Source organism: Nocardia sp. NPDC004722 (assembly GCF_053601505.1).
The window spans coordinates 1-7286 of record NZ_JBSGBY010000434.1 but is presented as its reverse complement, the minus strand read 5'-3'; the positions used below and the strand labels follow the sequence as shown (position 1 = coordinate 7286).

The window sequence follows — 7286 nt, the reverse complement described above, 5'->3', positions numbered from 1 at the left end:
AGGATTTCACCGCTCTGCTGCGGGAACAGGTGCTGCGCACCCCGGACGGGCCCGCGCTGGGCATGATCGGCGAAGCGCCGCTGAGCTTCGCCGCCGCCATGGCCGAGGGGGTGTATTGCGGATGCTCGTACGTCATGGTCGCCAGCACGCTCTCCGGGGCTACCCGGTCGTCATCGCCGAGGGTGACGACGAAGCGACGACCATCGGTCGGGAGCCGCTGCAGCCGGGTCAGGTCATAGCTGACCAGCACTCGGTCGGGAGCCGCCGTGCAGTGCGGCAGGCGATAGTTCCACGAGGCACGTGCCGCGGAACGCCGCGGCAGCACCGTGTCGTCGGTGTGCAGAACCGTGCGATTCTTCGAATACGGCAGCGCCGCAAGAATTTCGGTCTCCGTCAGTGTCGGCGCGTCCAGCAGCCGCAGCGCCTGGTCGGGATGCGTGGCGACCACCGCGGCGTCGAAGAAGTCCACCTCGTCGGCGTCATCACGCACCGCGACCGTCCGCGCCGCGCGATGGATCGTGCGCACCGGTACGCCGGCCCGCACCTCGTGCACGCCCGCGGCGACGGCGCGCACATAGGTCTCGGAGCCACCGGTCACCGTCCGCCAGGTCGGGGACCCGAACACGGTCAGCATGCCGTGATGGTCGAGGAAGGTGAACAGCGAGCGCGCCGGGTACCGCAGCGCCATATTCGGCGGGCAGGACCAGACCGCGGCCACCAGCGGAATCATGAAGTGCGCGGTGAAGTAGGCCGAGAATTCGCCCGTTCGCAGGAAATCGCCGAGCGTGCGCAGTTCGTCGCCCTGGCCGGACAGCTCGGCGCGCGCCAGTCGGTGAAATCGGGTGATCTCGCCGAGCATTCTCGAATAGGAACGTCGGCGCAGTATTCCCGGATTCGGGACCAGCCCGCGTAAGCCCTTGCCACCGGCGTACTCGAGTCCGCAGCCGTCGCATCGGATCGACATCGACATGTCCGATTCCTGTGTGCGGACGTTCAATTCACCGAAGAGGCGCAGCAGGGTGGGGTAGGTGCGCTCGTTGTGGACGATGAACCCGGAATCGACGCCGATCGACTCCCCGGTCCCGTCGGACCGGGCCGAGACCTGATGCGTGTGAGCGTGGCCGCCCAACCGCGAGTCGGCCTCGTACAGAACGACTTCGCTGTCCTTGGACAGCACCCATGCCGCGGTGAGGCCCGCGACTCCGCTGCCGATCACCGCGACCCGGCGCCGGTCGCCGGTCAACGCGCGCACGGCCGTCCGGCCCTTCCGAGATGGGGTGTGGTCATGAGTTCCTCCGCCGGTCGGGCGAACCGTCAGGCTGTCCGGTCCGCGACTTCGACGCTATCATGCAATCGATGCACAAACGATGCATTCGGATCGATGGAATCGGACGACATCCACCGGCAGTGCCGATCCGCACCACAGCCGCAAGAGGCGACCACATGGCCATCCAGCTCGCTCCCCCACTCGACACCGCGCTCGACCGCACCGTGGTATTCGGCTACGGCCGCATCGGATTCCGGCTACGGCGGCAAGGCTGGCCACCGCTGCCCGCCGGGGCGCTGCGCGACCGGGTCGCCGTGGTCACCGGCGCGAACTCCGGCATCGGCAAGGCCGTCGCGGCCGGACTGGCCGACCTCGGCGCGGCGGTCACCTTGCTGGTCAGAAATGAGGCGCGCGGCGCGGCGGCCGCCGCGGAGATCGCCGCGGCCGTACCCGACGCCCGGCTCGAGGTCCGACGGTGCGATATGGCCGATCTCACGGATGTTCGCAGGTTCGCCGCCGACTTCTCCGCGCGCGAGAACCGTCTGGACGTGCTCGTGCACAACGCCGGCGTGCTCCCCGCCGCACGCGCCGAAAGCCCGCAGGGGCACGAGATCTGTGTGGCCACCCATGTGCTGGGACCATTGCTGGCCACCGAGCTGCTCACCCCGATCATGGCCCGGACGGCCGGCGCACGAGTGATCCTGGTGTCGTCCGGCGGCATGTACACCCAGCGCCTGCACCCCGACGACTTCGAATACCGGACCGGTGACTATCGCGGCGCGACGGCGTACGCGCGCAGCAAGCGCATGCAGGTGGCGCTGACCCCGGTCCTCGCGAATCGGTATGCGCCAGCGGACATCTCGGTGCACAGTATGCACCCGGGATGGGTGGACACCCCGGGTGTGGCCGACTCGCTGCCGACGTTCCGCACGCTGACGCGCCCGCTGCTGCGCACGCCGGCCGAAGGAGCGGACACCGCGATCTGGCTGTCCGCCACCGAGGTTCCTCCCGGCCGATTCTGGCACGATCGGCGTCCTCGGCCCGAGCACTACTCGCGGCGCACGCGGGAGTCCGACGCCGATCTCGCACGGCTGTGGCAGTTCTACGCGGACGCGGTCGGCATCCCGGCCCGCTGAATCCCGCTCACATGCCGTTGAATTCGACGATCGGCGCGGGATAATCCGCGCCGAACACACCCGCGCGCCAGGGCCGGTGGATCTCCGCGCCGGGCAGCTGCGCCAATTCCGGCAGCCATCGGCGGACGTACTCGCCGTCGGGGTCGAACCGCTCGGCTTGGCGCAGCGGGTTGAGTACCCGGCTCGAGCGGGTATCGGTGCCCGTGCCCGCCATCCACTGCCAGTTCATCCGATTGTTCGCCACATCGGCGTCGACGAGCCAGTGCTCGAAATGACGCGCACCCACCCGCCAATCCACCCGGAGTGTCTTGACCAGGAAGCTGGCGGCGATCAGCCTGGCCCGCCCCGGCATCCAGCCCTGCGCCAGCAGCTGCCGCATCCCCGCGTCGACCATCGGGTATCCCGTGCGCCCGGCGCACCAGGCGTCCACCGCGTGCGCGTCGGTGCGCCACGTGTCCGCGATCGGCCGATAGTCCTCGATCGCCACCTCGGGACGGTCCGCGAGGACCTGATGGTAGAAGTCCCGCCACGCCAGCTGCCGGACGAACGCGAGCCCGCCGGGATCGGACGCATCGGCACGGAAGACGATCTCCGCGGCGGACAGACAACCGAAGTGCAGGTAGGGCGACAGCCCCGAAGTGCCGTCCGCGGCGGGTACGTCCTTCGCGTCCAGGTAGTCGCGGACGGGGCCGGAAAGCCAGTGCTCCAGCAGTTTCCGTGCTGTCGTCTCCCCGCCGACGGCCAGCTGCGGCGAACCGGCGCCGGCGGCCAGGTCGGCGGCCTCCGGAATCGGCTCGCTCCCGACCGGAGGCACCGCCACGGTCTTCGGCGCGGGCAGGGGACGCCGCATCGGAGTGTCGAGCCAGCGCCGGAAGTAGGGGGTGAATATCGCGTAGTGGGTGCGGCCGGTGTCCGGGCGCAACGCGGTGACATCGACCGCGGTGATCGACGCGGGGTGCACGTGCACGGCACAGCCGGTGCGGGCCAGCCGTTCCCGCAGGGAGGCGTGCCGCCGGGCACTGTAGCCGGTGACGTCCGCGGCGAGATGCACACTCCGTGCGTCCAGTTCACCGGCGAGACGCTCGACCTCGTCCACGACGCTGCCGCGCCGCAGCACCAATCGCCCACCGCGGGCGCGTAGTTCGGCATCGAGCTCGGCGAGCGCGGCCACGAGGAACCGCAGCCGGTTCGGGGCGTCGGACACCTTGGCGAGCAGGTCGGCGTCGAGGACGAACAGCGGCACCACCGTCCCGGCTTCGCGGCAGGCCGCGTCCAGCGCCGGATTGTCGTGCACACGCAGGTCCCGGGTGAAGAGCACGATCGATGCGGTCATGCCGACACCCTAGCCAATTCGATTCATTATCGATGCATCGACGCCCAACTCCATACCGAGCACCGCGCTATCGGTGGATTCACACGGTGCACAGGGGAACGAGCCGATCGAGTCCGCCGGTCGTGGGACTCGTCCAATAGGTGCAGGTGTCCTCCTCCGCCGCCACGATGGCGGCTCGGATATCGCGCCACTGCACGGGATCGAGCGCCGCCGTGCGCGACAGCACGAATCCCGACAGGCGGTTCGGGTCGGTCACCAGCGCCCAGCTGTAGTCGTCGCCGAGTGCGGTGACAACGTAGTTGGGCGGCCCGTATCGCGCGTCCTGGGTCGGCACGCCGGGAAAGCTGACGTGCAGTTGCGCGTTCGTCACCGGGTCGGTGACGGTCGCGGTGCCACGGATCTCGTTGGGGCCACCGGTCCAGGTGGTGCACGAGTTGTGCACGGACACATCGCCGCGTTCGTCCAGCGCGTACTCGGCTTGGGTGTCCCTGGCGCACACGAGGTTGAAATACTGTGGCACCGCGGCCAATTGATACCAGGTTCCGAGGTACCGGCCCGTGTCGAGGCGGGCGACCGGGGCCGGAGGTTCGGCCTGTGCGGGTGCGGCGGGGCCGATCCCGGCGACCAGCATCGAGAATGCGGCGGTCCCGATGAGTGCCGACGAAAGCCGGCGAAGTCGATTCCCATTCATGGTGTCTCTCCTCGAACTGTGTATCCGTCTGTCGATCTCGATGGTTCGATCAGTGCGCGCCTGCGGGTTCGGCCTCCTTCCTCCGGCTCTCCTTGTCGTGATGAATGGCGGGCCACCAGATCCGGTCGCCCAGAATGGCGAACACCGCGGGGACCGCGACCGTCCGGACCACGAAGGTGTCGAGCAGGATTCCGATGCCGACCACGATGCCCAGCTGGGTGAGGGTGATCAGCGGCAGCACGCCCAGGACGCAGAACACCGCCGCCAGCACCACACCGGCGCTGGTGATCACCGCACCGGTCGAGGCGACCGCGCGCACCATCCCGTCGACGGTGCCGTGCCGCTGCGCTTCCTCGCGAGCGCGCACGACCAGGAAGATCGTGTAGTCCACGCCCAGCGCGACCAGGAACAGGAAACCGAACAAGGGGACATTGGTGTCCAGCGCGGGGAAGCCGAAGACATGGTGGCTGACCACACTGCCGAGCCCCAGGGCCGCCAACGCGCTGACAACGGTGACGGACACCAGGATGAGGGCCGCCGGGACGGCACGCAGCAGCGCGAGCAGCACCAGCAGGATCACGGCGAGGATCAGCGGAATGACCAGCGCCTGATCACGGCGAGCCGCCTCGCGGGTATCGAGGGCCTGCGCGTCCGAACCTCCGACCATCGCCTGCGCATCGGGTACCGCGCGCAGTTCCGCGCGCAATCGTTCGATGGTCGCGAAAGCCCGCCCGGACGCGGGTGGTGCGTCCAGCACGACCGACCATCGAGTCGAACCGGTCCCGGACGCCGGACCGGCGACAGCGCGTGAGACGCCCTCGGTGTGGTCGAGGACCTGCTGCACAGCGACGGCCGTCTCGGTGCTCGCCACCACGACCGCGGGATCCGAGGACCCGGACGGGAAATGGGCTGCCAGGCTCCGCAACCCGTCCACCGATTCGGCGCGCACCCGGAATTGCTCGGTCTGCGCGAGTCCGACCTTGGTCACCAGTAGCCCACTCGCGCACAGCAGCAGGACTGCCAGCACCGGCACCAGCACGGCCACGGGTCGCCGCACCACCCGCGCGGCGATCGCGTACCACGAACCCGCCTGGGCCTCGTCGCGATCATCCACCCGGGGCACGAAGGGCCAGAAAACTTTTCGACCGCACAGCGCCAGCGCCGGTGGCAGTGCGAACAGCACGAACACCAGGGCGACCACGAGCCCGGCAGCCGCGAACGCGCCGAGACTGCGGGTGCTGGGCAGCACGGCGAGCAGCAGGGTCAGCAAAGCGATCACCACCGTGGCGTTGCTCGCGAGGATCGCGGGCGCGGCCCGGCGCACCGCGGCGCGCAACGCCTCACGGTGAGAGTCCCAGTGGTGCAACTCATCTCGGTACCGCGAGACCAGCAGCAAGGCATAGTTCGTGCCCGCACCGAAGACCAGGACGCTGGTGATCCCGCTGGTGGATCCGTCGAAGGCGAGCCCGGTCAGGCGGGAGAGCTCGGTCCCGACCCCCGTGGCGACTCGATCGGCCACGGCGACCACCGACAACGGCAGCAGCCACAGCACCGGCGATCGATACGTGACGATCAGCAGCACCATCACCACGAGCGCGGTGACGACCAGGAGCAGTACGTTGGCCCCGGAGAAGGACTCCGCGATGTCGGCCCCGAAGGCGGGGCCGCCCGTCAGCTGAAAGACCAACTGCGGCGGCGCATCCCGCTTCGCCAGTGCGCGCAGACTCTTGACCCGATCGGACAGGGCGAATCCGTCGAGCGAGGCAGGCACCGGAATCGACACCAATGCGGCCTGTCGATCCGGCGAAATCACCACGGGCGCAGGGGCACCCGCACCGGCTCGCAGACGATCAGCCACACCGGTGACGGCCGCGAGATCCGGCGCCGTGAGCTCGCCGCCGTCCACACGACCGGCGACGAGCACCGCGGTAGCGGTGTCGCCACCCGGGAACTTCTCGACCGCGGCGGCGACACGCGCGGACTCGGCCGAATTCGGCAGCGATTTCAGGCCCTGACCGGAACTGTCGTTGTTCCCGGCAAGTCCCATGATCAGCCCGCCCGCCGCGACAACCACGATCAGCAGCAGCCAGGCCCGGCGACCGGTGACCAGGTTCGCGTAGCGATCCCATACGCCCATGCTGGCAACTATTTCAGATTCTTAAATATCGTGCAACGGCCCTGCCGCCGAGGGCACTAGGCTCGGACTTCCGACCACAAAGGAGGGAGCGGTGACCGACCGCCCGGCGAACACATCCCCGCCCGGTACCGAGCGTTCCGGCCTCGAGACCGAGATCGCCCGCGACGTCCGCGCCCTCGGCGCGGTGTCCGAGCAGATCGGGCACGCCTTCGCCCGCTCACATGATCTGCGCCCCAACGACTTCCGCGCCCTGGTCCACGTGGCGACCGCCGAAGCCGAGGGCGCGCCGCTCACCGCGGGCCGACTCGGCCAGCTCACCGGCGTCTCTCCCGCGGCGATCACCTACCTCGTCGAGCGCATGATCGAGTCCGGTCACCTCGAGCGCGCCGTCGACGCCACCGACCGGCGACGGGTGATGCTGCACTACACCGACCACGGAATGGCGGTCGCCGCAGGGTTTTTCATGCCGCTGGCGACTCGGATGCGCGGTGCGCTGTCCGACCTGTCGGACTCCGAACTCGAGACGACCCATCGCGCGATGCTTCGCATCATCGCCGCCCTGCGCGACTTCGCCACCGAACTCGACAACGAGAGCGAACCCTGACGGGCGCAGCGATACGTTCGCGGCGGCACCTCGGCAGCGCGAAGGGATCGCGCGCGGACACGCGCCGGACATCCCGATGATGAAATGATGCACAATCGCTGCAACCTACCCCTATGGC

General features: G+C 69.2%; 6 protein-coding genes. 2 read left to right on the top strand and 4 right to left on the bottom strand.

Annotation, left to right across the window (positions count from 1 at the left end; genetic code table 11):
• Positions 1-1252, bottom strand: a 1252-nt coding sequence (locus tag ACWELQ_RS32300; RefSeq protein ID WP_452400819.1) for an NAD(P)/FAD-dependent oxidoreductase, incomplete at its 3' end; no start/stop codon positions are given.
• A 191-nt stretch (positions 1253-1443) separates the two neighbouring features.
• Here ACWELQ_RS32300 and ACWELQ_RS32295 point away from each other — a divergent pair.
• Positions 1444-2403 (top strand): SDR family NAD(P)-dependent oxidoreductase, encoded by a 960-nt coding sequence (locus tag ACWELQ_RS32295; protein ID WP_452400818.1) that lies wholly within the window; start codon positions 1444-1446, stop codon positions 2401-2403.
• A gap of 7 nt (positions 2404-2410) precedes the next feature.
• Here the strand turns inward: ACWELQ_RS32295 and ACWELQ_RS32290 are convergent, their stop codons facing one another.
• The 3 genes from ACWELQ_RS32290 to ACWELQ_RS32280 all read right to left on the bottom strand — a co-directional run bounded on the left by ACWELQ_RS32290 (position 2411) and on the right by ACWELQ_RS32280 (position 6564).
• Positions 2411-3736: a cryptochrome/photolyase family protein gene (locus ACWELQ_RS32290; protein WP_452400817.1), complete on the bottom strand. Its 1326-nt coding sequence runs from the start codon at positions 3734-3736 to the stop codon at positions 2411-2413.
• A 79-nt stretch (positions 3737-3815) separates the two neighbouring features.
• On the bottom strand, positions 3816-4427 hold the full coding sequence (locus ACWELQ_RS32285) for a lipocalin family protein (protein WP_452400816.1): 612 nt from the start codon (positions 4425-4427) through the stop codon (positions 3816-3818).
• Positions 4428-4476: 49 nt separating this feature from the next.
• The gene (locus ACWELQ_RS32280; protein ID WP_452400815.1) at positions 4477-6564 is read right to left on the bottom strand and encodes an MMPL family transporter; all 2088 of its coding nucleotides are present in this window, start codon (positions 6562-6564) and stop codon (positions 4477-4479) included.
• Between the two features lie 91 nt (positions 6565-6655).
• On the opposite strand from ACWELQ_RS32280, the gene ACWELQ_RS32275 reads away from it, so the two are divergent.
• Positions 6656-7168, top strand: coding sequence for a MarR family winged helix-turn-helix transcriptional regulator (locus ACWELQ_RS32275; protein ID WP_452400814.1), 513 nt, complete (start codon positions 6656-6658; stop codon positions 7166-7168).
• The last annotated feature ends 118 nt before the right edge of the window (positions 7169-7286 follow it).

Coding starts and splice junctions, on each gene's coding strand:
- ACWELQ_RS32285 (WP_452400816.1), bottom strand. CDS start 4,427: ATGAATGGGAATCGACTTCGCCGGCTTTCGTCGGCACTCATCGGGACC.
- ACWELQ_RS32280 (WP_452400815.1), bottom strand. CDS start 6,564: ATGGGCGTATGGGATCGCTACGCGAACCTGGTCACCGGTCGCCGGGCC.
- ACWELQ_RS32290 (WP_452400817.1), bottom strand. CDS start 3,736: ATGACCGCATCGATCGTGCTCTTCACCCGGGACCTGCGTGTGCACGAC.
- ACWELQ_RS32295 (WP_452400818.1), top strand. CDS start 1,444: ATGGCCATCCAGCTCGCTCCCCCACTCGACACCGCGCTCGACCGCACC.